Here is a 25,624-nt window from a genome sequence, read left to right as displayed (position 1 = left end):
GACCGGGCAACAATCAGGGATCAGGAGCCCTTGCTGCCGAGCTCGGCGTAGCCGCCCTTGGCGTCCCACTTGTAGACGACGTAGTCGATCTGCTTGATGTCGCCCTTGGCGTCGAAGCCGAGCTTGCCGAGCACCGTGTCCCACTCGCCGGCCTTGATGGTGTCCATCACCTTCTTGGCGTCGGTGGTGTTGGCCTTCTTCACGGCCTGCGACCAGACCTGGATGGCGGCGTAGGTGTAGAGCGTGTAGCCCTCGGGGTCGATGTTCTTGGCCTTGAACTTGTCGACGATCGCCTTCGCGGTCGGCTTGTTGCGCGGTTCGGGGCCGAAGGTGAACAGCGTGCCTTCGGCGGCCGGGCCGGTGATCGACGCGAATTCCTTGTCGTTCATCGCATCGCCCGCCATCAGGATGGTCTTGAGGCCCTGATCGCGCATCTGGCGCAGGATCAAGCCGGCTTCCTGATGATAGCCGCCGACATAGACGAGGTCGATGTTCTCACGCTTCAGGCGCGACACGATCGCGTTGAAGTCCTTGTCGCCCTTGTTGTACGACTCGAACATCTTCTCGGTGACGCCGGCCTTGTTGAGCGCCTTCTTGGTCTCGTCGGCGAGACCCTTGCCGTAGGTGGTCTTGTCGTTGAGGATCGCGATGTTCTTGCCCTTGAAGTTCTTCGCGATGTAGTTGGCGGCGACGAGGCCCTGCTGATCGTCACGGCCGCAGACGCGCGCCACGTTCCACAGCTTGCGCTCGGTGAACAGCGGGTTGGTCGAAGCCGGGGTGATCTGCAGCACGTTGCTGTCGGCATAGGCCTCGGAGGCCGGGATCGACGACGACGAGCAGAAATGGCCGGCGACGAACGGAATGCCGGAGCCGGCGAGCTTCTCGGCGACCGAGCGGGCCTGCTTCGGATCGCAGGCGTCGTCACCCACCTGCAAAGCGAGCTTCTTGCCGAGCACGCCGCCTGCAGCATTGAGATCGGCGATCGCCATCTCGGCGCCGTTCTGCATCTGGCGGCCGAAGGCCGACTCGCCGCCGGTCATCGGGCCGGCCACGGCGATGGTGATGTCTTCGGCGTAGGCGGCGGTCGAGAGCGCAAGCGACGCGCCCAGCGCCAGACCAATGAGTTTGAGTGGTTTCATGAGAAATCCTCGCGGGGGTAGGTCGACACGGAACGGCCCGAACGGCGGGCCGCAGACCGCGCGCATTGTGGCTGATTTTCCGCCGAAGTCACCGGCATTTTTCGGGCAGATCGACGAAGGGCTAAGGCCATTTCGGCCGGAATGCGAGGGCCCGCCTCAGTGGCGGCCGCCCTCGAGATAGGCGGCGCGGATCTCCGGGCGCTGCAGCAGCTCGGCGCCGCTGCCCGACAGCGTGATCAGTCCGTTGACCAGCACATAGCCGCGATGGGCGAGCTTCAGCGCGTGATTGGCGTTCTGCTCGACGATCAGCACCGTCAATCCATCCTGCCGATTGAGCGTCCGAATGGCGTCAAAAATCTGTCGCGCGATCAGCGGCGCGAGCCCGAGCGAGGGCTCGTCGAGCAGCAGGAGCCGCGGCCGGCTCATCAGGGCCCGCCCGATCGCCAGCATCTGCTGCTCGCCGCCGGACAGCGTGCCGCCGCGCTGCTCGAAACGCTCCTTCAACCGCGGGAACAGCGCGAACACGCGCTCCAGCGTCTCGGCGCGCTGCGCTTCGGTGGTGGCGCCGGCGTCCGCGCCCATCTGCAGATTTTCCGCAACGCTCATGCGCGGGAAGATGCGGCGGCCCTCCGGCGATTGCGCGATCCTGAGCCGGGCGATCTGATGCGTCGGCACCTGCGTGATGTCGCTGCCATCATAGACGATGTGTCCGGAGCTGGCGCGCGGCCGGCCGAAGATCGACATCATCAAGGTCGATTTGCCGGCGCCGTTGGCGCCGATCAGCGCGACGATTTCCCCGGCCTTGATGTCGAGATCAACGCCCTTGAGCGCTTCGATCTTGCCGTAGGAGGCGCGCAGATTGCGAATCTGGAGCAGGGACGCGCTCACGCCTCGGCCTCCAGGACGGCTGCGGCCTCTTCCTCGTCGGTGCCGAGATAGGCGGCAATGACCTTGGGATCATCACGGATGTCGCGCGGCGTGCCTTCGGCGATCTTGACGCCGTAATCCATCACCACGATGCGGTCGGAGATTTCCATCACGACGCTCATGTCATGCTCGATCAGGAGGATCGACGTGCCGTGATCGCTGCGGATCGACAGCAGCAGCTCGCTCAGCGCGGCGCTCTCGCGCGCGTTCAGGCCGGCGGCGGGCTCGTCGAGGCAGAGCAGGGCGGGTCCGGTGCACATCGCGCGTGCGATCTCCAGCCGCCGCTGATCGCCGTAAGCAAGATTGCCGGCGGCATCGTCGGCGCGGTCGAGCAGGCCGACGCGCTTCAGCCAGAACACAGCATTGTCGATCGCGCTCTGCTCGGCCGTGCGCCACGAGGGGACGCCGAGCAGTCCGAGCAGCGTCAGGCCGGAAGCGCGCATCAGCGCGTTGTGCTGCGCCACCATCAGGTTCTCCAGCGCCGTCATGCCGGGAAACAGCCGGATGTTCTGGAAGGTGCGCGCCACCTTGGCCTGCTTGGAGATGTTGAAGTCCTTCAGCTTCTGCATCTCGTATTGCGTGCCGTCATCGTGCGTCAGGCGGATCACACCCGACGTCGGCTTGTAGAAGCCGGTGATGCAGTTGAATACGGTGGTCTTGCCGGCGCCGTTGGGGCCGATCAGCGCCGTGATCTGCTTGCGCTGGGCGGAAAACGACAGCGCATTGACGGCGACGATGCCGCCGAAGCGCATGGTGAGGTTCTCGAGCGCGAGAATGGGAGCGGAGCTCATCCGTGGCCTTCCTTGACGAGGTCCGAAGAGATGCTCTTGGATTTTTCGAGGAACACGGTCGGCGAGCGATGGCCGACGATGCCGCGCGGACGCCAGATCATCACCAGCACCATGGCCAGACCGAACACCAGCATGCGGTAGACCTCGAGGCTTCGGAACAGTTCGAAGCCGCCGATCATGGCGAGCGCCGCCAGCGCCACGCCGAGCTGCGACCCCATGCCGCCGAGCACGACGATCGCGAGCACCAGCGCCGATTCCTGGAAGGTGAAGGACTCGGGACTGATGAAGCCCTGGCGGGTGGCGAAGAAGGCGCCGGCGAAGCCGCCGAACATGGCGCCGGTGGCGAACGCCGTCAGCTTGGTGGTGGTGATGTTGATGCCGAGCGCGCGGCAGGCAACCTCGTCCTCGCGCAGCGCTTCCCAGGCGCGGCCGATCGGCAGCCGGCGCAGCCGGATCGTGACCCAGTTGGTGAGCAGCGCCAGCGCCAGGATCAGATAGAACAGGAACACGATGCGATGCGTCGGCGAGAACGGAATGCCGAGCATCGCGGCGAGTCCATCGGGGCCGGGCGTCAGCGGAATGCCGAACAGGCTCGGGCGCGGAATGCCGGAGATGCCGTTGGGGCCGCCGGTGACGTCCTGCCAGTTGATCAGCACCAGGCGGATGATTTCGCCGAATGCGAGGGTGACGATCGCCAGATAGTCACCGCGCAGGCGCAGCACGGGGAAGCCGAGCAGCACGCCCCAGAACGCGGCGAGGATGCCGGCGAGCGGCAGGCAGATCCAGAACGACAGGCCGAACGTGGTCGAGAGCAGCCCGTAGGAATAGGCACCGACCGCGTAGAACGCGACATAACCGAGGTCGAGCAGGCCGGCGAGGCCGACCACGACATTGAGGCCCCAGCCCAGCATCACATAGGTCAGGACAAGGATGCCGAGGTCGAGAATGTAGCGCTGATTGTAGAAGATCACCGGCACTAGCAAGGTGAAGATCAGCAGCGCCGGGGCGAGGTAGCGGCCGGCGACCGACAGGCCGCTCTGCACGGAGGCGGGCACAAAACTGCCGAGGCCGCCGCGCGGGCCGAGCCACAGCCGCAGCAGCTCGACCACGATCGAGCCGACGAAGACAGCGCCGACCAGGCTCGCGAGCTCGCCGAAGCGGGTCCAATATTCGAGCTGCCCGCTCTGGCCGGCCTCGGTACGGACGCCGACCATCAGCGAGAACAGGCCGAGCGCGACGAGCGCGCTGAGGACGGCCTTTTTGAGGATGAAGCCGGCTCCGACCGGTTCGGAGCCATTCGAGGCGGGGGGCGAAGAGGCTGGAAGGGACGCGCTCACACGGGCTCCGTCGTCAGACTTTTTCGACTTCGGGACGGCCCAAGAGGCCGGTCGGCATGAAGATCAGCACCACGATGAGGATCGAGAACGCCGCCACGTCCTTGTACTCGACCGAGAAATAGGCCGACCAGAACGTCTCGATCAGGCCGATCGCGAGACCACCGAGCATCGCGCCGGGCAGCGAGCCGATGCCGCCGAGCACGGCGGCTGTGAAGGCCTTGATGCCGGCGACGAAGCCCATGAAGAAATCGACCAGGCCATAATATAACAGGTACATCATGCCGGCGACGGCGGCGAGCGCCGCACCGATCACGAAGGTCATCGAGATGGTGCGGTCGACGTCGACGCCGAGCAGTGCCGCCATCGTCTGGTCCTGCTCGCAGGCGCGCATGTCGCGGCCGAGCCGGGTGCGCGACACCAGCCAGGTGAACAGGCCGAGCAGCACGATCGTAGTGATCACCACGACGATCTGGATGTTGGACAGCTGGACGACAAAGCCGCTCTCGCCCTCGTGCAGCGTGTAGCCGCCTGTGACGATCGGCGGGACCGGCTTGACGCGCGCGCCCTGCGACACCTGCGAGAAATTCGTCAGCACGAACGACATGCCGATCGCCGACAGCATCGGCGCCAGCCGGAAGGAGTGGCGCAGCGGACGATAGGCGATGCGCTCGATGGTCCAGCCATAGAGCGCGGTGATCGCCATCGAGACCAGCAGCACGATCAGCAGAATGACCGGCACTGCGGTGAGCCCGACCGACACCAGGACCAGGAACGAGATCAGCGCGATGAAGCCGCCGATCATGAACACGTCGCCATGGGCGAAATTGATCATGCCGACGATGCCGTAAACCATGGTGTAGCCGATGGCGATCAGGCCGTAGATCGAGCCGAGGACGAGGCCGTTGATGAGCTGCTGGGCGAAATAATCCATGAACTGCCGTGACTGAGAAGAGCTGGAACGTCCGAGACTGGTTCGCAACGCGGCGGGGGCCTTCCGGTCGAGTGCTGGCTGGCCATACACCCGCGACGGGAGGCGACGCGTCTTGCAGTACTAACAGCTAGGAACCGGGTGCCGCAACAGCGTGCAGTGCCGCAATTGCGGGCTTATCCCGCCTGCTTTGATGGCGTGGTTCCATTGCCATGATTGAGGCAGACGACCGCGAGCGAATCCAGGCCGAGCGTGCGCGGCCCTGCAACACCGCACCCTGTTCCCGCATTGGTTGTGACTGCGATCACCCAGGGAGCCTCGCATGAGCAGCCTTACCGACAAGAATCAGGGTCACCAAAATCCGGGACAGAATCAGCAGGGCCAGACCCAGGGCAAGGCGATCCGCCAGGACGAGGGTCAGGCGCCTGATCCACAGCGGCACGATCCACAAGGCGGGGAGTGTGGCAGCACGTCGCGCGGTTGAGCCGCTGCCGGCGCGGGCAGGGCGCAAAGCGGCGGCGACGTCGGGGTGCATCGCGGCGGGGCATGAGACCCCGCATGTCGCGTTCGCCTTCGCCCTTTCGGGCTGCGGCTGTCGCTCATGCGGGCTGCGGGCTTCGGCTCCGGAACCACCGGCGCGTCACGGCCGCCCATTAAGGTAAACAAAGGGTTTAAATTGCCCGGTGCGTTTGCCGCGCGTTAGCTCGTCAGGAACCAGCCCGAGGGGCGGGAGCGTGACGCGGGGCGTGACATGATCAAGATCGACGCGATCAGGAACTGGCGGCTGAGCTGCGTCAACGGTGTGCTGCTGGCGCTCTATTTCATTCCGGTCTGGACCATCATTGCCTTCCACATCATGGTCGCGCCGGTCCAGGGATTGTTCGAGCGGCCCAACATCGCGGTCGCTCTGTTCATCAGCGATCACCTGCATCTATCGGCCATCGACACGGTCCGTGCCGCCTGGTTGCTGGCGCTGGCGCGGCTGACGGTCGCAGGCTTCTTCGCGATGTTCCTGGTTCTGATCCTTGTGCCGCAGGTGCGAAGGGTGGCGGGCTATGTCGAGGCGCTGTCGATCGGGCTTGGTCTGGGCAGCGCGCTGAGCTTCTTCAGCATGATCATGGCGGCACAGATCGGGGAGGCACAGGCGTTGCGCCTGCATGCCACCGAGCTCCTGATGCTGTTGGGCACGGCCATCGTCCTCTTGGTGGAGAAGCCGGTCAGTCAGTCCATGCCGGCCTCTGCAATCGTCCCCGCGAAGTCGCTGCAGCCGACCGCGGCGCATGGCACCGCCGGCGCCAAGGCCTGATCCCGGCAGCGCTCAGCGCTGCGTCAGAAAGCCCAGCACGGCGTCGTTGAACGGACCTGCCGCCTCGACATTGGAAATATGCGCGGCGTCGACGATCGTCATGCTGGCGCCGGGGATCCGACTGCGAATCGCTTCGGCCATCGCGATCGGCGTCGATTTGTCGTAGCGGCCGGCGACGACGAGCGTCGGGCTTTTGATCCCAGGCAGGTCCTCCCGCAGATCGAGCGCCCGCAACGCCTCGCAGCAGGCGAGGTAACCTTCCACCGGTGTCGCCACCAGCATCGCTTTCATGCGATCGGCAACGTCCGGATTACGGTCGCGGAACTCTTGGGTCAGCCAGCCTGCGATCACCATGTCGGCGATGCCGGCGAGCCCTGTCTCCTGAACAGCCTTGATGCGCGCACCCCAGATCGCCGGATCCGGGTAGTAGCAGGTGGTGTTGGCCAGCACGAGCTTGCCGATCCGCCCGGGGGCGTGGGCCGCGAGCCATTGCCCGACCATGCCGCCCATCGAGACGCCGCACCAATGCACCTTCTCGATGTTGAGATCGTCCAGAATGGCCAGCGCATCGCGGCCGAATCGTTCGATGGAGTAGGGGCCGGGCGGCACCTGCGATTTGCCATGGCCGCGCCGATCATAGCGGATGACGCGAAACACCTGGGTGAAGGCGCGCATCTGCGGCTCCCACATCTGCAGGGTCGAGCCGAGTGAGTTCGACAGCATCAGGGTCGGCCCGCCGTCGCGGCCCTCGACGGTGACATTCAGCAGGCAACCGTCGGCATCGATCATCGGCATGGGCGTGATCCTTCGTCGCAGGCGGCCGCGCCGCCGGAGGAATCGTGCAGATTTGAGGGCGAACTAACCACTGCCGCAGCCGTCTGCCAATCAAAACCCTGGGGCGACGGACCCGCAATGCTGCGGTGCTCCTGCGAATCTGCAACGCTTCCTGGCGCTGCTTGCCCTTCCTTTTGGGCCCCCGGTGCTTTACTTGAATGCCTCTAACCGCGCCAATCGGGGGGAGATGCACATGGCAATGACGATGACGGGCGAGGTCCAGCTGGCGGCTCCGCGAGAGTCGGTCTGGGCCAAGCTGAACGACCCGGAGGTGCTCAAGGCCTGCATTCCCGGCTGTGAGGAACTGGAAAAGACCGAAGACGGCGGCTTCCGCGCCGTCGCCAAGATGAAGGTCGGGCCGGTGTCCGCGCGCTTCAAGGGCAAGGTCACCTTGAGCGATCTCGATCCGCCGAACGGCTACAAGATCTCCGGCGAGGGCGAGGGCGGCGTGGCCGGATTCGCCAAGGGCGGCGCAGTCGTCGCGCTGGCGGAGAAGGACGGCGGCACGCTTCTGACCTACAATGTCGAGGCCCAGATCGGCGGCAAGCTCGCGCAGCTCGGCCAGCGCCTGATCAACGGCACCGCCAAAAAGCTCGCCGACGAGTTCTTTGCGAACTTCGCCAAGGCCGTCCAGGGCTGACCGCAGACCTCAGGCGCGTCCGGTGGCCAGGTTGCCGGCTGCCGGGAGCGCCCATATGATGGTTTTCGAATGATTTTGCTGGGCTGCGCTGCAGTGCAACGCTGTGGCGCGGATAATAGAGAGTCCTGAATGGCCAAGATTTCCATGATTGTGAACGGTAATCCCGTCACGGCGAATGTCGATCCGCGGACGCTGCTCGTGCAGTTCTTGCGCGAGAATCTGCGCCTCACCGGCACGCATGTCGGCTGCGACACGTCGCAATGCGGCGCCTGTGTCGTGCATCTCGACGGCAAGGCGGTGAAGTCCTGCACCACCCTCGCGGTGATGGCCGATGGTCATGAGGTCAGGACCATCGAAGGGCTGGCAGCCGACGGCGCGCCGCTGCATCCGATGCAGGAGGCCTTCCGCGAGCACCACGGCCTGCAATGCGGTTTCTGCACGCCGGGCATGATCATGACGGCAGTCGACCTCGTTCACCGCAAGGGTCACGATCTCAGCGAAGAGGTCATCCGCGAAGAGCTCGAGGGTAATCTCTGCCGCTGCACCGGGTATCAGAACATCGTGCAATCGATCGCCGCCGGCGCCAAGGCCATGGCGAAGTCGGACCTCGCCTAAGCCGCCCGCCGCGCACAGGACATCCCCATGTACGAATTCAAATATCACCGGCCGGCCACCGTGCGCCAGGCCGCCAATCTCCTGACCAAGAACGAGGATGCCAAGCTGGTCGCGGGCGGCCACACGCTGGTGCCGGTCATGAAGCAGCGGCTCGCCAGCCCGCCGCATCTGGTCGATCTGTCGCATATCGAGGGGCTCGATACGATCGAGCTGAAGGGGCGCAACCTGGTGATCGGCGCGATGGCGCGTCACGCCGATGTGGCGAACTCCGCCACGGTCGGCGAGGCGATCCCCGCGCTCGCGCATCTGGCGGGCCTGATCGGCGATCCTGCCGTGCGCCATCGCGGCACCATCGGCGGCTCGATCGCCAACAATGATCCGACGGCGGACTATCCGGCGGCCTGCCTCGCGCTCGGTGCCACCATCGTCACCAACAAGCGCAAGCTGAAAGCCGAGGAGTTCTTTCTCGGCCTGTTCACCACCGCGCTGGAGCCGGACGAGATCATCACCAAGGTCAGCTTCCCGCTGGCGAAGAAGGCGGCCTATGTGAAGTTCCGCAACCAGGCCTCGCGCTACGCGCTGGTCGGCGTATTCGTGGCGCGCCGCCCGTCGGATGTGCGCGTCGCCGTGACCGGCGCCGGCGGCAATGGCGTGTTCCGCGTCACCGCCTTCGAGGAGGCGCTGCAGAAGCGCTTCTCGCCGAAGGTGCTGGAAGGCATCCACGTCTCGCCGGAAGGTCTCAACAGCGACATCCACGGCAGCGCCGAATATCGCGCCCATCTGATCGGCGTGCTTGCGCGTCGCGCTGTCGATGCGGCCAATGCCGAAGCCAAGGCCTCGACCGGATCGGACGCCACCGAATCCGATTCGGCTGCGCCCGAGGCTCCGGCGTCGTGACGGGCGAGGGCGGTCAAGGAAGGCGGTCTCGCTCATGAGTGCTGCAGCGCTGCCGGCATCGGTCGATGCGATGCTCGAATTGTTGTCGTCGCGCGGCTATCTGGCCGAGCGATCGCTGGCGACGGTGACCTATCTGTCGCTGCGGATGGGCCGGCCGCTGTTTCTCGAAGGCGAGGCCGGCGTCGGCAAGACCGAGATCGCCAAGGTGCTGTCGGCGGCGCTTGGCCGCAAGCTGATCCGGCTGCAATGCTATGAGGGCCTCGACGTCGCCTCCGCGGTGTATGAGTGGAACTCGGCGGCGCAGATGATCGCGATCCGGCTGGCGGAAGCCGGCGGCGAGGTCGACCGCGACCAGTTGTCGTCTGACATTTTCGCCGACCGTTATCTGATCAAGCGTCCGCTGCTGCAGGCGTTGGAGCCGGATGTCGCGGGCGCCCCCGTGCTGCTGATCGACGAGCTCGACCGCGCCGATGAGGCGTTCGAGGCCTATCTGCTCGAAATTCTCTCCGACTTCCAGGTCACGATCCCCGAGTTCGGCACCGTCAAGGCGCCGCATCCGCCGATCGTCATCATCACCTCGAACCGCACCCGCGAGATTCACGACGCGCTGAAGCGGCGCTGTCTGTATCACTGGGTCGACTACCCATCGGCCGAGCGCGAGCTCGCCATCGTCAAGACGCGGCTGCCCGGCATCTCGCAGCGGCTCTCGCAGCAGATCGTGCGCTTCGTCCAGGCGCTGCGCAGCCAGGACTTCTACAAGTCGCCGGGCGTCGCCGAGACGCTCGACTGGGCCACCGCGCTGACCGAGCTCGACGCGCGCTCGCTGAATGCCGAGGTGGTCGGCGACACGCTCGGCGCATTGCTGAAGTATCAGGACGACATCGCGCGCATGCAGGGCGATGCGTTGCAGAAGGTGATCAAGGACGCGACCAGCGAAACGTAGGTCACGCTGGTGCCCATAGGGGGGCGTGTTGCCGGGGCACAGCGAGGTCGGCCCGTCTTACGCCCTAACAAAAGTCGTCATTGCGGGATGCGCCGCAGGCGCAGGCCCGGAATCCATAGCCACGATCGTGAGTATGGATTCCGGGCTCGCCCTCCGGGCACCCCGGAATGACGAACTCAATTTGAGGCGTGTGCGAAGCGACGAGGGATCAGAACGTGCCCACCAGCATCAATCACCTCGCGCCACCCACCGGCGGCATTGCCGACAACATTGCAGGCTTTGCGCGGGCGCTGCGTGCAGCAGGTCTTCCGGTCGGGCCGGGCGCTGTGATCGATGCCATGACCGCGCTCGAGGTCATCGACATCGGCAAGCGCGCGGACGTCTTCACCACGCTGGAATCGATCTTCGTCAAGCGCCATGAGCACGCGCTGATCTTCGCCCAGGCCTTCGACCTGTTCTTCCGACCCGCCGAGGAGTGGAAGTCGATGCTCGATTCCGTGCCGCTGCCGGATCACGCCAAGAAGAAGCCGCCGCCGGCGTCGCGCCGGGTGCAGGAGGCGATGGCCCAGCCGCAGATGCATGAGGAGCCGAAGGCGCAGGAGCAGGATCTGCGGCTGTCGGTGTCCGACCGCGAGGTGCTGCAGAAGAAGGATTTTGCCCAGATGAGCGCGGCCGAGATCGCCGAGGTCGCGCGTGCCATTGCCAAGATGCGGCTGCCGCAGGCCGAGCTGAAGACGCGCCGCCACACCACAGATCCCCGCGGCCACCGCATCGACATGCGCAAGACCTTGCGGCAGGCGCTGCGCACCGAGGGCGAGATCATCAACTTCCATCGCCTGGGACGGATCGAGAAACCGGCGCCGATCGTGGCGCTGCTCGATATCTCCGGCTCGATGAGCGAATACACCCGCCTGTTTCTGCATTTCCTGCACGCCATCACCGACGCCCGCAAGCGCGTGTCGGTGTTCCTGTTCGGCACCAGGCTGACCAACGTGACGCGGGCGCTGCGGCAGCGCGATCCGGACGAGGCGCTGGCGAGTTGCTCGGCCAATGTCGAGGACTGGGCCGGCGGCACCAGGATCGCCACCTCGCTGCAGACCTTCAACAAGCAATGGGCGCGGCGCGTGCTCGGGCAGGGCGCGATCGTGCTCCTGATCTCTGACGGGCTCGAGCGCGAGGCCGACAGCAAGCTCGCCTTCGAGATGGACCGCCTGCACCGCTCCTGCCGCCGCCTGATCTGGCTCAACCCGCTGCTGCGCTATTCCGGCTTCGAGGCCAAGGCGCAGGGCATCAAAACCATGCTGCCCCACGTTGACGAATTCCGCCCCGTACATAACTTGACCTCGATCGAGACGCTGATCTCGGCGCTGTCATCGCCGCTCCCGCCGCACATCAGCCGCGTGATCCGGCCCGCCGCCTGAGACCCGTCTTTCCGAAGGAGACAGCCATGCTGAACCGCGACGAAGACATCCTCAAGGCCGCCGAGGACTGGCGCACATCCGGCCATGGCGTGGCGCTCGCCACCGTGGTCGAGACCTGGGGCTCGGCGCCGCGGCCAGTCGGCTCCAATCTGGTTATCAATGACGATGGCACGTTCCTGGGCTCGGTATCTGGCGGCTGCGTCGAGGGCGCCGTCGTCACCGAGGCGCTCGACGTGATCTCCAGCGGCCAGCCGAAGATGCTGGAGTTCGGCGTCGCCGACGAGACTGCCTGGAATGTCGGACTGTCCTGCGGCGGCACCATCCGCGTGTTCGTCGAGAAGGTGGGCTGAGAGATGCAGCTTTCAACGCTCGCCGAACTCAACGCCGAGCGCGCCGCGCGCCGCCCGGCCATCCTCGTGACCGACATCGCCTCCGGCGAGCAGCGCCTGGTCAAGGCCGCCGACATCGCGGCTGATCCCCTGCGCAACGAGCTCGCCACGCATCTGCGCATGGGCAAGAGCGGCATGGTCGAGGCCCAGGGCAAGCGGCTGTTCCTGAACGTCTACGCACCGACGGCGAAGCTCGTCATCGTTGGCGCGGTCCATATCAGCCAGGCCTTGGCGCCGATCGCCAAATCGCTCGGCTATGACGTCACGGTCGTCGATCCGCGCACCGCCTTCGCCAGTCCCGAGCGCTTTCCCGATGTGCCGCTGATTGCCGAATGGCCCGACGTGGCGCTGCCGCCGCTGAATGTCGATCACTACACGGCGTTCGTGGCGCTGACGCATGATCCGAAGATCGACGATCCGGCGCTGCTGCACGCCTTCTCGCGCGACTGCTTCTATATTGGCGCGCTCGGCTCGCGGAAGACCCATGCCAAGCGCGGCGACCGGCTGCGGGCGCAGGGCGCCAGCGACGCCGACATCGCCCGCATCCATGCGCCGATCGGGCTGGCCATCGGCGCGGTGTCGCCGTCGGAGATCGCGGTGTCGATCATGGCCGAGATCACCGCCACGTTGCGGCTGCCGGCCAAGGAAAAAGAGCAGGCGGCATGAAATTCGGTCCTGCCAGTCCGGCTGAGGCGATCGGCGGGGTGACCGTGCACACCCTGCGCAAGGGATCATTGGTGCTCAAGAAGGGCACCTTGATCGGCCCCACCGAGGTCGAGGCGCTGGTCAGGGAAGGCGTCAAGGAGATCGTCGTCGTGAGGCTCGAGGCTGGCGACGTCTCAGAGGACGAGGCCGCCGCTGACGTCGCCAAGGTGGTGGCGGGCGAGGGCATTCATGTCGATCGCGCCTTCACCGGGCGCGCCAATCTGTTTGCGGCGCAGGCCGGCGTGCTGGTCGTCGACCGCGCCGCCGTCGATCGCATCAACGAGGTCGATGAGGCGATCACCTTCGCGACCCTGCCGGCGTTCAAGCCGGTGGTCGAAGGCGAGATGGTCGGCACCGTCAAGCTCATTCCATTCGGCGTCGAGGGCCGCCTGCGCGATGCCGCCGTGGCGGCGGCCGGAAAGGGTGCGCTGAGGGTCGCGCCCTATGTCGTCAAGCGCGTCGGCGTCGTGTCGACCATCTTGCCCGGGCTGGCTCCGAAGGTCATCGACAAGACGCTGCGGGTCACCGCTGAGCGTCTGGCGCCGGCGGGCGCGGCCATCATCGCCGAGCGCCGCGTGCCGCATGAGCAGGCCCCGCTGGCCGCTGCCATCAAGGACCTGCTCGGCCTTGGCGCCGAGCTCGTCATCGTGTTCGGCGCCTCGGCGATCGCCGACCGCCGCGACGTGATCCCGGCGGCCATCACCGGCATCGGGGGGGCCATCGCGCATTTCGGCATGCCGGTCGATCCCGGCAATCTGCTGCTGATTGGCAGCGCCGCTGGCGTGCCGGTGCTGGGCGCCCCCGGCTGCGCCCGCTCACCAGCCGAGAACGGCTTCGATTGGGTGCTGATGCGGCTGCTCGCCGGGATCAAGGTGACGCGGGCGGAGCTGACGGCGATGGGCGTCGGCGGCCTGCTGATGGAGATTGTGACGCGGCCGCAGCCGCGCGCCAAGCCGGAGGTCGAGGGCGAGCGCAAGGTCGCCGCCATCGTGCTCGCGGCCGGGCGCTCGACCCGAATGGGCGGACCGAACAAGCTTCTGGCCGAGCTCGACGGCAAGAAGCTGGTGCGGATCGTCACCGAGCAGGCGCTGGCCTCGAAGGCCTGCGAGGTCATCGTCGTCACCGGGCATCAGGCCGAGCTGGTCGAGCAGGCGCTGTCGGATCTCGACGTCCGCTTCGTCCGCAATCCCGATTTTGCCGGCGGTCTTGCCAGCTCGGTGAAAGCCGGCATCGCCGCGGTGCCCGATACGGTTGATGGCGCGGTGGTCTGTCTCGGCGACATGCCGATGGTGTCGTCGGGCCTGCTCGACCGCCTGATAGCCGCCTTTGCACCGGATCGCGGCAATTTGATCGTCGTGCCCGTGTCCGAGGGGCGTCGCGGCAATCCCGTATTGTGGTCGCGACGCTTCTTCGCCGAACTGATGACCCTCGATGGCGATGTCGGCGCGCGGCATCTGATCGCCAAGCACACCGAGGCCGTCGCCGAGGTGCCCGTCGACGGCGACAGCGCCTTCCTCGACATCGACACGCCGCAGGCCCTGGAAGCCGCGCGACGCGGCTGAATCGTGTAGCCCGGATGAGCCGCGGCCGGCGCCCGCTAGGGCGCAAGGCTGTGGCGAATCCGGGTTTACACGAGGAACTCGTGAGACCCCGCATGTCGCTTTCGCCGGCGCTCTGTTGAGCGCCGGCTGACGCTCATGCGGGCTACGGACCTCGTCACCGAGACTCGCGCTCGCCCCTCAACCTCTCATTCACCAAGTCTCAACGACCCCCGGCTAGATTTGCCGACATTGGGCCTCGGGGGAGGAGAGAGTGATCGTTTCGACGGCCGCGCGACGTTTCGCGCTGTTTGCATTTGGATTGACCGTGATCGTCGGTGCCGCACGCATTGTGAGCGACGCCGCCATCAGCCCGGCGCATGCCGCCGGCGCCTTTGCCATCGGCCGCTGTGCCGCCTTTGGCCAGGCCTTCGACTATCCGGCCGAGCATCTCGCCAAGGCCGCGGCGCTCAAGCAATGCAAGGGCGAATGCACCGCCGTGACGATGAAGAAGGCCTGTGCGGCGTTCGCCGTCGACCTGACCAATCCCTGCGGTCCACACGGCTATGCGGTCCGGCCGAAGATCTCGGCCTCGCTCAACGACGCGACGCGCGAATGCTACAAATATGGTGGCAAGGAATGCGTGATCCGCGCCTGGGTCTGCGACGCCAAGGGCTGATCCAGGCGCTGCCGGCCGGGGACTATCAAGTTCCACGGCCATCGCTTGCATTGTCGATGCTTCACGCCCGGAATCGCTCGGCTATTCTGGGCGTTTGCGCATATCGAACCCTTGGAAGTGACATGCAATTCGATACGAAGATCGCACTCATCATCCGCAACGACCTTGCGGCCTGGCAGAAGTTGAACGTGGCGGCGTTCCTCGCCAGCGGCATCGCCGCTGCCTTTCCCTAGTGTATCGGCGCGCCCTATGAAGATGGCTCTGCGACGAACTATCACGCGCTGATCGGACAGCCGATTCTCATCTATGGCGCGCCTGATCGCGCGGCGTTGGCGCGAGCTCTGGATCGCGCATTGGCGCGCGAGGTGAAGCCGGCGCTCTACACCGAAGACATGTTCACGACCACGCATGATGAGGCCAACCGGGCTGCCGTGAAGGCGGTGGCGCGGATGGATCTCAACCTGGTGGGACTGGCATTCCGCGCCGAGCGCAAGGTGGTGGACAAGATCGTCGACGGGCTGAAATTTCACGCCTGAGATCGCCGGCCGCACGGTGGCGCTGTCATGAGATTGTTACATGCTGCGCATCAAAGCAGCACCGTCTTTTGATACCGATCAAGACCGCGACAGGTCGGCTTGGATAGTTTGCGCCTCAACATGAGGAGCAGACAGATGCAGACCATGAAAGCCGCCGTCGTCAAAGCCTTCGGCAAGCCGCTCGTCATCGAGGACGTCCCCGTTCCTGTGCCGGGGCCGGGCGAGTTGCTGGTGAAGCTGAAAGCCTGCGGCGTGTGTCATACCGATCTTCACGCGGCCTCCGGCGATTGGCCGGTCAAGCCGGTGCCGCCGTTCATTCCTGGCCATGAGGCCGCCGGCGTGGTGGCAGCACTTGGCCCGGGCGTGACTGATTTCAAGATCGGCGACGCCGTCGGCGTGGCGTGGCTGCACGATGCCTGCCTGCGCTGCGAATATTGCGAGACCGGCTGGGAAACGCTGTGCGAGCATCAGCACAACACCGGCTACAGCGTGAATGGCGGCTTTGCGGAATATGTCATCGCCTCGGCGGCCTTCGCGGCGCGCCTGCCGGCGAATGTGAACTTCGCCAAGATCGCGCCGATCCTCTGCGCCGGCGTCACCACCTACAAGGGCCTGAAGGAGACGGATACCCGTCCGGGCGAATGGGTGGTGATTTCCGGCGTCGGCGGTCTTGGTCACGTCGCGATCCAATATGCAAAGGCGATGGGGCTGAAAGCGATCGGTCTCGACATTGCCGAGGACAAGCTGAAGCTGGCGCTGGAGGCAGGCGCCGATCACGCCGTCAACGCGCTGGACAAGGATGCCGTCGAGCGGGTCATCGCCTTCACCGGCGGCGGAGCCCATGGCGTGCTGGTGACGGCGGTGTCGACGCCCGCTTTCGCGCAGGCGCTGAAGATGGTCCGTCGCAAAGGCACGGTCAGTCTGGTGGGGCTGCCGCCGGGTGAGTTCCCGACGCCGATCTTCGATGTCGTGCTCAAGCGCATCACCGTGCGCGGCTCGATCGTCGGCACGCGACGCGATCTCGATGAGGCCGTGGCCTTCGCCGCAGAAGGCAAGGTGAAGGCCGAAATCACGACAGCGCCGCTGTCGGAGATCAACACCATCTTCGATCGCATGAAGGCCGGCAAGATCGACGGGCGCGTGGTGCTGGATTTCACCTGAGACGAGGTGCGTGGCCCGGTTGCGCCGGCGCCTGCGAAGGCGGAAGTGCATCCGGGCCACTGCCACAGCAGCGTCCTCGTTGACGGGCTCTCGCGACGCGTCATGCGAGCGCCGTGACGCAATCCAGCTATTGCCGATGTGGAATTGCCGATGGCTTCGCTGCGATCGTGACCCCGCATGGAGGCAAAGTAGCGATCGTCGTCGGCCGTGTGGGCGGCGCGCGTGCAATTGCGCTCGGAGCCAAAGCCGGACCGATCGTGGACATGCCCGATCCGAGGAGGGAGTCCCGCAGCGTTCCAAGCTTCCTTGACAATGACTGACTAGTCAGTCATATTTTTTTCATGTCGGACTCCTCACCATCAATCAAGCGGCGGGGGCGCGCTGCGGCTGGCTCCGCCGCCTCGCGCGCCGATCGCGCGGCCGAGCGACGCGCGGCGATCGTCCAGGCGGCGATGGACGAGTTCATCGCCCGCGGCTTTGCGGCGACCCGGCTCGACGACATCGCCAGGCGCGCCGGCGTCGCCAAGGGCACGATCTACCTGCACTTCAAGGACAAGGAATCGATGTTCGAGGAATTGATCCGGACCGCGATCGTGCCCTTCGTCAGCCGTCTCACCACACCGCCGGCGCCGGGCGGCTCGGTGCGCGACATGGTCGAGGCGCTGGCGAAGATGTTCCTTCAGGAGGTCGCGGGCACGCGGCGCGCCGATCTCGTCCGGCTGATCATCGCGGAGGGGCCGCGCTTCCAGGCGATTGCCGACTTCTACTATCGTGAGGTCGTCTCGCGCGGTCTCGCCGCGATGCGCGCGCTGATCCAACTCGCGATCACGCGCGGGGAAATCCGCGAGCCAAACCTCGTCGCGTATCCGCAATTGATGATCGCACCGATGATGGTCGCGGTGCTCTGGAAGAGTCTGTTCGAGCGCCATGCGCCGCTCGATGCGGAAGCGATGCTGCAGACCCATCTCGATCTGATCTTTGGCGCAAGGAGGCCGCAATGAGCCTGCTGCACTGCCTCGCCGTGCTTGTCACGGCCTTCACCTTCAACGGCTGCAAGGAGACGCGCGACCCTGGTTATCAGGGCTGGGTCGAGGCTGACATGATCTTCGTCAGTCCTGACGAGGCGGGGCGCGTGACCAGGCTGAACGTCCGCGAGGGCGACGAGGTCAAGGTCGGCGATCCCCTGTATGCGGTCGACGACGATCTGCAGCAGGCCGATCTCAACCAGACCAAGGCCACGCTCGCCAACGCGCAGCAGACCTATGATCGCGCCGCCGCCTTGAGCAAGACGGGAGCCGGCACGCAGGCCACGCTGGATTCCGCGGTCTCGGCCCTGCGCGTGGCCGAGGCTCATGTCGTGACCTCGCAGACGCGACTGGCGCGGCGCAAGGGCGTTGCGCCCGTCGCCGGGACCATCCAGCAGATCTATTTCCGCGAAGGCGAGATGGTCGCGGCGCAGCGCCCCGTGCTGTCGATCATGCCGCCCGGCAACATGAAGCTGCGCTTCTACGTGCCGGAGACGGAGCTGCCGAAATTCGCCATCGGCGACGAGGTCCGCGTCACCTGCGACAATTGCGCCGCCGATCTCACCGCGCGGGTCTATTTCCTGGCGACGACGGCGGAGTATACGCCGCCGGTCATCTACAGCCTCGATGAGCGCAACAAGCTCGTCTATCTGATCCAGGCCCGGCCATCGCGGCCGGATGCGCTGCGCGTCGGCCAGCCGGTCAGTATCTATCCCAATCCGAAGACCCCGGTGGCGGACCAGCGATGACCGAAGCGGCGGCCGAGATCGCGATCGACGTCAAGGGACTGAGCAAGTCCTTCGACGGTCGCGAGGTCGTGCATGATCTGTCGATGCAGGTGAAGCGGGGATCGATCTATGGCTTCCTCGGTCCGAACGGCTCGGGCAAGACGACAACGATCCGGATGCTGTGCGGGCTGCTGACCCCCGATAGCGGCGAGGGCACCTGTCTCGGCTTCGACATCCGCCGCGATGCCGACAAGATCAAGCGCCGCGTCGGTTACATGACGCAACGTTTCAGCCTCTACCAGGATCTCTCGGTGCGGGAGAATCTCGAATTCGTCGCGCGTCTCTACGGAATGCCGAATCCGCATCAGGTGGCGCGCGACATGGTACAGCGGCTTGGCCTCGGCGGACGCGAGCGGCAGCTCGCCGGCGAATTGTCGGGCGGCTGGAAGCAGCGGCTCGCGCTCGGCGCCTGCACCTTGCCGAATCCGCAATTGCTGTTGCTGGACGAGCCCACCGCCGGCGTCGATCCCAAGGCGCGGCGCGACTTCTGGAACGAGATCCATGCGCTGGCGGGCGAGGGGCTGACGGTGCTGGTCTCGACCCACTACATGGACGAGGCCGAACGCTGTCACGAGATCGCCTACATCGCCTATGGCCATCTGTTGGCGCATGGCACGGTCCCCGAGGTGATCGCGCAATCGGCGCTGGCGACATACACGGTCAGCGGCAATGACCTGCGCGACCTCGCGGCCGATCTCGCCGGCAAGCCGGGCATCGACATGGTGGCGCCGTTCGGCACCAGCCTGCATGTCTCCGGGCGCGACCATTCGGCGCTGGAGGCTTCGATCGCGCCCTGGCGCGAGAAGCCGGGATTGCACTGGCAGTCCGCCGCGCCCTCGCTCGAGGACGTCTTCATCGATCTGATGAACCGCTCGCGGGACAATTTCCGATGAAGGGCGCGTCCGTCCAGCATCGCTTCTCCGAGCCGCGCTTCGGCTTCTGGCGCCGGACCTATGCGATGCTGGTCAAGGAGTTCATCCAGCTCAGGCGCGACCGGGTGTCGTTCGCCATGATCGTGATGCTGCCGGTGATGCAGCTGATGCTGTTCGGCTACGCGATCAACACCACGCCGCACCATCTTCCCGCGGCAGTGCTTCTGCAGGAGGACAGCGATCTCGGCCGTTCGATCCTCAAGGCCATGGAGAACACCGCCTATTTCCGCTTCACCCGCGAGGTGCATGACGTTGCCGAGTTCGACGATCTGCTGCTCTCGGGCAAGGTGCTGTTCGGCGTCGAGATCCCGCGCGGCTTCGAGCGCGCGGTCCGCCGCGGCGATCGTCCGGCGCTGCTGGTGGCGGCCGATGCCACCGATCCCGTCGCCGCATCCTCGGCGCTGTCCTCACTCGGCATGATCGTGCAGACCGCGCTGGCGCATGATCTCTACACCGGGGACCCGGTCTCGGCGCCGTTCGAGATCCGGGCTCATGCCCGCTACAACCCAGCCGCGTCGTCGCGGCTCAACATTGTGCCGGGCCTGGTCGGCACCATCCTGACCATGACCATGCTGATCTTCACCGCGCTCTCGGTGACGCGGGAGATCGAGCGCGGCACGATGGAGAGTCTGTTGTCGATGCCGATCACGCCGGTCGAGGTGATGCTGGGTAAGATCATCCCCTACGTGCTGGTCGGCTTCCTGCAGGCCTCGATCATCATCGGCATCGGCGTGTTCCTGTTCGGCGTGCCGGTGATGGGCAGTCTGCTGCTGCTCGCGCTGCTGTCCACGCTGTTCATCGCGACCAATCTCTCGATCGGCTACACGTTCTCCACCTTGGCGCAGAACCAACTGCAGGCGATGCAACTGTCGATGATGTTCTTCCTGCCAAGCATTCTGCTGTCCGGCTTCATGTTCCCGTTTCTGGGCATGCCGCAATGGGCGCAGATCGTCGGTGAATGCCTGCCGCTGACGCACTACCTGCGGATCGTCCGCGCCATCATGCTGAAGGGCTCGACTCTGGCGAACCTGCAGCACGATACGATCGCCCTGTTCGGCCTCATGCTGTTCGCCATGACCGTGGCCGTCCTGCGCTTCCGCCGCACCCTCGATTGAGGCACTATGCCCCGGAGGAGCAGGGGGCGCCGGGGGCATGATTCGGATCCGAGGAATGGCAGAGGCCGCAGGGCCTGCGGACGCGTCGGCCGAGTTCAACGCTGCGCTGATGCGCCAGACGTTGAACACCGAGCTGTTGCGGGTGAAGGCCCTGATCGCGACGGCGCTGATCTTCCTGGCGATATCGGCCGTCACGGACGTCTTCGAGCCGCGGATCGTACAATGGATCTGGCCGAGCACCGTCGGCGTGCTCGCCGTCTACGGGATCATTGCGGCGTTCGTCGCGTTCGAGACGCTCGTCCTGTTCAGGATCAAATCCGACATCCGTCATGGCCGCGACGTGCCGATCGTCTGGCGCTATGTCAGCGTGCTGGTCGAGACGTCGCTGCCGACCTTGGTCCTGATGATGCAGATCGAGGGGATCGGACCGGACAAGGCGCTCGGATTCGGTGCGCCGCTGGTCTACTTCATCTTCATCATTCTTTCGACGCTTCGCCTGGATTTCTGGCTGTCGAGCTTCACGGGCCTGGTCGCGGCGGCGGAATTGCTGACGGTGGCGCTTTTGGACCGGCCGTCGATCGATGTCAGCCAGAATCCCGAGATCTATTATCATGGCGAGCGCAGCTTCATCATTTTCCTGGGTGGCATCCTGGCGGGAGCCGTCGGCGTGCAACTGCGGCGCCAGTTCGCGGCGAGCATCGCGGCCGCCTCGGCGCGCGACCGCGTGACCGATCTGTTTGGTCAGCACGTCTCGCCCCAGGTCGTCGAACGACTGATGAAGGAGGGGACCGCGGAAGCGCGCGACATCCGCGAGGTCGCGGTCATGTTCGTCGATTTCCGCGGCTTCACCGCGGCCTCGCGCTCGAAGACGCCGCAGGAGATCGTCGAGCGGCTCGACGGCGCCTTCGCCGTGCTGGTCGACATCCTCGAGCGCCATGGCGGCATCGTGAACAAGTTTCTCGGCGACGGGTTCCTGGCGCTGTTCGGTGCACCGTTCGAGACCCGCGATGCGGCGCCGCAGGCGGTCGCCGCTGCGCGCGAGATGGTCGAGGCGATGGATCGCGTGAACGTCACATCGTCCTGGCCGCTGCGGATCGGGATCGGCATTCATCTTGGCGAGGTGGTGGCCGGCAGCGTCGGCTCGCCGCGGCGCAAGGAATACACCGTGATCGGCGACACCGTGAACTTCGCCTCGCGGCTGGAAGCGCTCAACAAGGAGTTCGGCTCGCATCTCCTGATCTCGCGCGAGGTGCGGGACGCGGCCGGCGATGGCGCGCGCGATGCGGTCTTCCACGGCGAGGTGGCGGTGCGCGGCTACGACCGCAGGTTCGAGGTCTGGCAATTGCAATGATGAAATAGCTTTCTGGAAAAATCGGGCAACAGAACAGGCGGCCGAGCGAGCGTGAAGCGGACCAGCGGAGATCGATTCCAGCGAACCATCACGATTCCTGTCCGCGGCGCGCGGTCGATCCGGGCGGGCGCGTGTCATGCCTGTTCGCCGATTTACATCGTCGCGGCTTCGGGCTTAATTGCCGGCAACGAACAGGAAGGACAGGGGGAGACGGCATGATCCGAACTGGGGCGTGGGTGTTGGCGGGATTGAGCCTGATCGGCACTGCGACGACGGCTCGGGCCGAGGAGGGCGGCTGCAGCAAGGTGACTGCGGAAGCGCTCAACATGCCCGGCCTGACCTTGACCGGATCGAAGCTGCAGGAGGCGGGCGACGGCCTGCCGCGGCACTGCATCCTCTCCGGCAAGGTCAACGAGCGCACGGGTCTCGACGGCCATGCTTATGCGATCCAATTCGAGATCCGCCTGCCCGAAAGCTGGAACGGTCGCTTCCTGCATCAGGTCAATGGCGGCAATGACGGCGTCGTGCTGCCGGCTCTCGGCGACAAGGCGGACGGCTTGGTGAGCGGTGGCGTGACGCCGCTCGCCCGCGGCTTCGCCGTGCTATCCTCCGACAGCGGTCATTCCGGCAACGATCCCGCCAACAAGCCGCGCGGGCTCGCAGCCGGCTCGGCCTTCGGGCTCGATCCGCAGGCGCGGCGCGACTATGGCTATGCCGCCGACATGACGCTTGCCCCGATCGCCAAGGCGATCATCGCCGCGCATTACGGCAAGAAGCCCGATTATTCCTACATCGCGGGATGCTCCAATGGCGGGCGTCACACGATGGTGGCGGCCGAGCGCATGCCCGAACAATATGACGGTTTCCTGGTCGGCAATCCCGGCTTCAACCTGCCGCGTGCGGCCGTGCAGCACGCCTGGGACGTGCAGGCGCTGACCAAGGTCGATGCCGACATCCGCAAATCGATCACCCGCGAGGACGCCAAGCTGATCTCGTCCAAGATCATCGAGGCCTGCGACGGGCTCGACGGCGCCAGGGACGGGCTCACGGCAAACCTGAAGGCGTGCCAGAAGACGTTCAGTTTCGACAGCCTGCGCTGTGTGGCCGGCAGCACCGAAGCGTGCCTGCCGTCCGCCAAGGTCGATGCCTTGAAGAAGGTCTTCGCCGGGCCGCAAAATTCGAAGGGCGAGGCGCTCTATTCGGATTGGCCGGTCGATGGCGGCGTCGGCACCGGCAATTGGCGCGCCTGGAAGGTCGAGAGCCCGGTCGCGCCTTGGAACAATCTGCCGATCATCGCCACCATGGGCGGGGCCTCGCTCAACTACATCTTCTCGACGCCGCCGGTCGAGGTCGAAGGCTCGCCCGACAAGCTCGTAGAGAAGCTGCAGAGCTACGACTTCGACAAGGATGCGCCGAAGATCTTCGCGAAGGAAGGGCCGTTCACGGAGTCGGCGATGGAGTTCATGGCGCCGCCTGCGGTCGACAATCCGACCCTGCCGGCGTTCCAGGGCGGTGCGCGCAAGATGCTGATCTATCACGGCCAGGCCGATCCGGTGTTCTCGGTCAACGACACGATTCGCTGGTATGAAAAGCTGAATGCCAATGTGGCGGGCAAGGCCGACGGCTTCGCCCGCTTGTTTGCATTGCCGGGCGAGACGCATTGTGGTGGCGGCGTCACCTTGGAAAAGTTCGACGCGCTCGGCGCGTTGATGGACTGGGTCGAGAAGGGCAAGGCGCCAGAGGCGATCACGGCCTCGGTCAGTGCCGCCAACAAGGAGCTGCCTGCGGGCTGGAGCCCGCAGCGGACGCGGCCTCTGTGCCCGTGGCCGAAATTCGCCAAATATACGGGCGGTGATGTCGAGCAGGCGTCGTCCTTCACCTGCGCCATGGAGTAGGGCGGTGGCGCATCAAACCTGCGGCGCGACCAGATTCTCGACCCGGACCTGATCGCGGTCCTCGATGATCTCCGCAATCCATTGCCGGTGGCAATGGGCATGGTCGCGCTCATAGCACAGCAGGCACACCGGGCCCGCGCTCTTCACAAGCGCGGCCAGCTCGTCCATCTGCTCCCTGGCCTGTGGCGTCTTCAGATGCGCGCTGTAGATCTTGTGCAGCGTGTCGTATTGGCCGCTGCGGGCGGCCTCGCGGCCTTCCTTCGGCGTGCCGAGCCCGCGCAGATGGACATAGGCGATGCCGCGCTCGTCGAGCCCCGCGGCCAGTTGGCTCTTGGAGAAGCCCGGCCGGCGCGACGCCGCCACCGCGCGCACATCGACCAGCAGCTTGACGCCGGCCGCCTGCAACTCGTCCAGCACGGCCTTGGCGGGGGTGTGCTCATAGCCGATCGTGAAGAGAGTTTTGGCCGCGCTCTTGGTCGCCGTCCTGGTCGCAGCCTTGGCCTTGGTCATCATGGTGCACCTCAGCTGACACGTTCGATCAATTCCATCGCGCCGGCCGGCGCGCGCACCTTTCCTTCGTGAATGACATAGGCGAAGACATCGCGCGGCGTCTTCTTCGCCGGCGTGTCGTCGACCCGCGGCAGATCGTCCGGCTCGCCACCCTCGGCCCACATCTGCAGGCGCTTGGCCCAGGCGTCGAGCTGCTTCGGCGGGTAGCACGTCTTCAACTCGTCATTGCCCTTCTGCAGCCTGACATAGACGAAGTCCCCGGCGACATCCGCGATCGCGGGATATTTGCCGTGCTCGGCGAACACGACCGGCGTTGCAAACTCGCGCAACAATTTCACGAAGCCGGGCACGCAGAAACTGTCGTGCCGGACCTCGACGACATGGCGCAGCTGACGGCCGTCGAGCTCACGCGGCAGGAGCTCCAGAAACTTGCCGAAATCGGCCTCGTCGAACTTCTTGGTCGGCGCGAACTGCCACAACACCGGGCCGAGCCGGTCGCCGAGTTCGAGCACGCCGGTGTCGTAGAAGCGCTTCACGGAATCGCCGGCCTCGGCGAGCACGCGGCGGTTGGTGGCGAAGCGCGGCCCCTTGAGCGAGAAAATGAAGCCGTCGGGCACCTCGCGCGCCCATTTGCGAAAGCTCTCCGGCTTCTGCGAGCCGTAATAGGTGCCGTTGATCTCGATCGATGTCAGTTGCGACGCCGCATACTCCAGCTCCTTCGATTGCGGCAACCTGTCCGGATAGAACACGCCGCGCCAGGGCGCGAAGGTCCAGCCGCCGATGCCGATATAGATGTGGCTTTTGGGATGCGCTGCGCGTGCAGGGGCTTTGCTCACGACCGGTTCCAATGCTGATGCGAAGGGGACGACTGCGACACTAGTCAAGCCGATCGGTTCTGGCCAGTTCGACGCCGCGCGCTGGCACTCTTCCAGCCGCCGAAAGGCTCGTGTATCCAGGGAACAGGGCCGGGTGAGGAGATCAGCACATGAGAGCAGAATCGGTTGGTGGCGCGCTGGGCGCGATTGTTGCAGCCGCCGTGCTTGCGGCCGCGTTCTATTATGTTCCCGTTGGGCCGATGGCGCGCCCGGTCCAGCCCACCAGGGTCGAGGTGCCGCCGACGCAGGTGCAGACGGTTCCGGTGGCGCCGGCGCCGCGTGGACCTGTCGTCCGCGAGGTTCCGAACTAGGGCGTGGACTCATAAACCCTGGTCCAGAGGCGGGTT

General features: G+C 65.7%; 27 protein-coding genes and 1 pseudogene. 20 read left to right on the top strand and 8 right to left on the bottom strand.

Going from position 1 to position 25,624, the window contains the following annotated elements; all coding sequences use genetic code 11:
- Window positions 1-20: 20 nt before the first annotated feature.
- From HL671_RS21470 to HL671_RS21450, 5 genes are all read right to left on the bottom strand, one after another.
- Window positions 21-1,139, bottom strand: coding sequence for a branched-chain amino acid ABC transporter substrate-binding protein (locus HL671_RS21470; RefSeq protein ID WP_012045272.1), 1,119 nt, complete (start codon window positions 1,137-1,139; stop codon window positions 21-23).
- Between the two features lie 156 nt (window positions 1,140-1,295).
- A complete protein-coding gene (locus HL671_RS21465; RefSeq protein ID WP_172238338.1) occupies window positions 1,296-2,027 on the bottom strand; it encodes an ABC transporter ATP-binding protein in 732 nt (243 codons plus the stop codon).
- Window positions 2,024-2,857, bottom strand: a complete 834-nt coding sequence (locus HL671_RS21460; RefSeq protein ID WP_012045270.1) for an ABC transporter ATP-binding protein — start codon at window positions 2,855-2,857, stop codon at window positions 2,024-2,026. Before HL671_RS21460 ends, HL671_RS21465 begins: the two co-directional genes overlap by 4 nt.
- Window positions 2,854-4,194, bottom strand: a complete 1,341-nt coding sequence (livM, locus tag HL671_RS21455) for a high-affinity branched-chain amino acid ABC transporter permease LivM (protein ID WP_012045269.1) — start codon at window positions 4,192-4,194, stop codon at window positions 2,854-2,856. The genes HL671_RS21460 and livM overlap by 4 nt, the downstream gene beginning before the upstream one ends.
- Window positions 4,195-4,207: 13 nt before the next feature.
- Window positions 4,208-5,125: an ABC transporter permease subunit gene (locus HL671_RS21450; RefSeq protein ID WP_012045268.1), complete on the bottom strand. Its 918-nt coding sequence runs from the start codon at window positions 5,123-5,125 to the stop codon at window positions 4,208-4,210.
- A 319-nt stretch (window positions 5,126-5,444) separates the two neighbouring features.
- On the opposite strand from HL671_RS21450, the gene HL671_RS21445 reads away from it, so the two are divergent.
- Together HL671_RS21445 and HL671_RS21440 are read left to right on the top strand one after the other, a co-directional pair.
- Window positions 5,445-5,606 (top strand): hypothetical protein, encoded by a 162-nt coding sequence (locus HL671_RS21445; protein ID WP_168167917.1) that lies wholly within the window; start codon window positions 5,445-5,447, stop codon window positions 5,604-5,606.
- Window positions 5,607-5,873: 267 nt separating this feature from the next.
- A complete protein-coding gene (locus tag HL671_RS21440; RefSeq protein WP_012045267.1) occupies window positions 5,874-6,428 on the top strand; it encodes a hypothetical protein in 555 nt (184 codons plus the stop codon).
- 12 nt (window positions 6,429-6,440) lie between these two features.
- On the opposite strand, the gene pcaD is transcribed toward HL671_RS21440, so the two are convergent.
- Entirely contained in the window at window positions 6,441-7,223 is a 783-nt protein-coding gene (gene pcaD / locus HL671_RS21435) for a 3-oxoadipate enol-lactonase (RefSeq protein WP_012045266.1), read from the bottom strand.
- 232 nt (window positions 7,224-7,455) lie between these two features.
- Between pcaD and HL671_RS21430 the strand changes: the two genes are divergently transcribed.
- From HL671_RS21430 to HL671_RS21350, 17 genes and pseudogenes are all read left to right on the top strand, one after another.
- Window positions 7,456-7,902 carry an SRPBCC family protein gene (locus HL671_RS21430; protein WP_012045265.1) on the top strand — a complete coding sequence of 149 codons (447 nt, stop codon included), beginning with the start codon at window positions 7,456-7,458 and terminating at the stop codon, window positions 7,900-7,902.
- A gap of 129 nt (window positions 7,903-8,031) precedes the next feature.
- The gene (locus tag HL671_RS21425; RefSeq protein ID WP_012045264.1) at window positions 8,032-8,517 is read left to right on the top strand and encodes a (2Fe-2S)-binding protein; all 486 of its coding nucleotides are present in this window, start codon (window positions 8,032-8,034) and stop codon (window positions 8,515-8,517) included.
- 27 nt (window positions 8,518-8,544) lie between these two features.
- On the top strand, window positions 8,545-9,414 hold the full coding sequence (locus HL671_RS21420; RefSeq protein ID WP_012045263.1) for an FAD binding domain-containing protein: 870 nt from the start codon (window positions 8,545-8,547) through the stop codon (window positions 9,412-9,414).
- Window positions 9,415-9,448: 34 nt separating this feature from the next.
- On the top strand, window positions 9,449-10,357 hold the full coding sequence (locus HL671_RS21415) for an AAA family ATPase (protein ID WP_012045262.1): 909 nt from the start codon (window positions 9,449-9,451) through the stop codon (window positions 10,355-10,357).
- 215 nt (window positions 10,358-10,572) lie between these two features.
- Entirely contained in the window at window positions 10,573-11,778 is a 1,206-nt protein-coding gene (locus HL671_RS21410; protein ID WP_012045261.1) for a vWA domain-containing protein, read from the top strand.
- Between the two features lie 26 nt (window positions 11,779-11,804).
- On the top strand, window positions 11,805-12,128 hold the full coding sequence (locus HL671_RS21405) for an XdhC family protein (RefSeq protein WP_012045260.1): 324 nt from the start codon (window positions 11,805-11,807) through the stop codon (window positions 12,126-12,128).
- 3 nt (window positions 12,129-12,131) lie between these two features.
- On the top strand, window positions 12,132-12,833 hold the full coding sequence (locus tag HL671_RS21400) for an XdhC family protein (protein WP_012045259.1): 702 nt from the start codon (window positions 12,132-12,134) through the stop codon (window positions 12,831-12,833).
- Complete coding sequence (locus HL671_RS21395; RefSeq protein WP_172238335.1) at window positions 12,830-14,434, top strand: NTP transferase domain-containing protein; 1,605 nt, start codon at window positions 12,830-12,832, stop codon at window positions 14,432-14,434. The genes HL671_RS21400 and HL671_RS21395 overlap by 4 nt, the downstream gene beginning before the upstream one ends.
- A gap of 250 nt (window positions 14,435-14,684) precedes the next feature.
- Window positions 14,685-15,089, top strand: coding sequence for a DUF4189 domain-containing protein (locus HL671_RS21390; protein ID WP_041750876.1), 405 nt, complete (start codon window positions 14,685-14,687; stop codon window positions 15,087-15,089).
- Window positions 15,090-15,211: 122 nt separating this feature from the next.
- Window positions 15,212-15,625: pseudogene (locus HL671_RS21385) on the top strand (DUF2000 family protein).
- A gap of 135 nt (window positions 15,626-15,760) precedes the next feature.
- Window positions 15,761-16,786 (top strand): alcohol dehydrogenase AdhP, encoded by a 1,026-nt coding sequence (gene adhP / locus HL671_RS21380; protein ID WP_012045254.1) that lies wholly within the window; start codon window positions 15,761-15,763, stop codon window positions 16,784-16,786.
- A gap of 341 nt (window positions 16,787-17,127) precedes the next feature.
- Window positions 17,128-17,787, top strand: coding sequence for a TetR/AcrR family transcriptional regulator (locus HL671_RS21375; protein WP_172238332.1), 660 nt, complete (start codon window positions 17,128-17,130; stop codon window positions 17,785-17,787).
- Complete coding sequence (locus tag HL671_RS21370) at window positions 17,784-18,560, top strand: HlyD family secretion protein (RefSeq protein ID WP_012045252.1); 777 nt, start codon at window positions 17,784-17,786, stop codon at window positions 18,558-18,560. The genes HL671_RS21375 and HL671_RS21370 overlap by 4 nt, the downstream gene beginning before the upstream one ends.
- On the top strand, window positions 18,557-19,492 hold the full coding sequence (locus tag HL671_RS21365; RefSeq protein ID WP_012045251.1) for an ABC transporter ATP-binding protein: 936 nt from the start codon (window positions 18,557-18,559) through the stop codon (window positions 19,490-19,492). The genes HL671_RS21370 and HL671_RS21365 overlap by 4 nt, the downstream gene beginning before the upstream one ends.
- Complete coding sequence (locus tag HL671_RS21360; RefSeq protein WP_012045250.1) at window positions 19,489-20,646, top strand: ABC transporter permease; 1,158 nt, start codon at window positions 19,489-19,491, stop codon at window positions 20,644-20,646. Before HL671_RS21365 ends, HL671_RS21360 begins: the two co-directional genes overlap by 4 nt.
- A gap of 55 nt (window positions 20,647-20,701) precedes the next feature.
- Complete coding sequence (locus HL671_RS21355; protein WP_012045249.1) at window positions 20,702-21,997, top strand: adenylate/guanylate cyclase domain-containing protein; 1,296 nt, start codon at window positions 20,702-20,704, stop codon at window positions 21,995-21,997.
- 215 nt (window positions 21,998-22,212) lie between these two features.
- Window positions 22,213-23,892, top strand: coding sequence for a tannase/feruloyl esterase family alpha/beta hydrolase (locus HL671_RS21350; RefSeq protein WP_172238329.1), 1,680 nt, complete (start codon window positions 22,213-22,215; stop codon window positions 23,890-23,892).
- Window positions 23,893-23,904: 12 nt separating this feature from the next.
- On the opposite strand, the gene HL671_RS21345 is transcribed toward HL671_RS21350, so the two are convergent.
- On the bottom strand, window positions 23,905-24,405 hold the full coding sequence (locus HL671_RS21345; RefSeq protein ID WP_172238326.1) for a DUF488 domain-containing protein: 501 nt from the start codon (window positions 24,403-24,405) through the stop codon (window positions 23,905-23,907).
- Window positions 24,406-24,413: 8 nt separating this feature from the next.
- The gene (locus HL671_RS21340; RefSeq protein WP_172238323.1) at window positions 24,414-25,238 is read right to left on the bottom strand and encodes a DUF72 domain-containing protein; all 825 of its coding nucleotides are present in this window, start codon (window positions 25,236-25,238) and stop codon (window positions 24,414-24,416) included.
- Between the two features lie 149 nt (window positions 25,239-25,387).
- On the opposite strand from HL671_RS21340, the gene HL671_RS21335 reads away from it, so the two are divergent.
- Complete coding sequence (locus HL671_RS21335) at window positions 25,388-25,588, top strand: hypothetical protein (RefSeq protein WP_172238320.1); 201 nt, start codon at window positions 25,388-25,390, stop codon at window positions 25,586-25,588.
- Window positions 25,589-25,624: the final 36 nt, after the last annotated feature.

The organism is Bradyrhizobium denitrificans (assembly GCF_013179005.1).
Classification (GTDB): domain Bacteria; phylum Pseudomonadota; class Alphaproteobacteria; order Rhizobiales; family Xanthobacteraceae; genus Bradyrhizobium; species Bradyrhizobium denitrificans.
The sequence above is the reverse complement of the archived record's forward strand: the minus strand, read 5'-3'. Positions and strand labels throughout refer to the sequence as shown.